Raw genomic sequence first — 642 nt, 5'->3', positions numbered from 1 at the left:
AAGCAAAAGCCAAATCGACTGCTCAGGCATCTCATTAGCGTGATAATCTGCCCTATAGTAGTTATGGATTCACCCAATTAACCACTCGGGTTTCCATTTCTTCATCAGACATACCAATCTCCGATATACAGCGGCCAGCGACACCCACGTTGGCCGCACGCATCTCGTGTTGTGTAACCACGGCATCACCAGTCAATAACAGATGCCAGCTTGGCAAATTCTGCCCTTTATACAAGCGCTTATAGGCGCAATGCGAAGGCAGCCACATCATATTAGGCAAGTTGTCCATAGTCAGCTGAATACAATCTGGTACATGCTCTTGGCGCGTCGCATAATGTTGGCAATAGCCTGTCGCACAGTCCATGAGCTGGCACGTCACATCGGTATACTCGACCAGCTCTTCATCATCATCATTATCGATGTATTTGATTAAGCAGCAGCTGCCGCAGCCATCACACAACGCTTCCCATTCGCTATGGTTTAGCTCGTTTAAGGCAAATCGTGACCAAAACTGCGGGCGTAGTGGCTCAGACCTAGAATCAGTATCAGCACTATCAGGAAATAAACTTACCGACTGCGCAAGCTTACCATCTGGATTGACGCCTGAATGCAAGCCTGATTGTTCATCATTTTTGTTTAATA

1 protein-coding gene is annotated in these 642 nt (G+C 47.0%); it reads right to left on the bottom strand.

What is annotated here, in order from left to right:
- Positions 1 to 61 precede the first annotated feature (61 nt).
- Positions 62 to 613, bottom strand: a complete 552-nt coding sequence (locus tag ACS8FC_RS18470; protein ID WP_439297864.1) for a YcgN family cysteine cluster protein — start codon at positions 611 to 613, stop codon at positions 62 to 64.
- Between the last annotated feature and the right edge of the window lie 29 nt (positions 614 to 642).

This window comes from Psychrobacter sp. 1Y4 (assembly GCF_051847555.1).
Note: the sequence above shows the minus strand (reverse complement) of the source record. Positions and strands in the feature narration are given on the sequence as shown.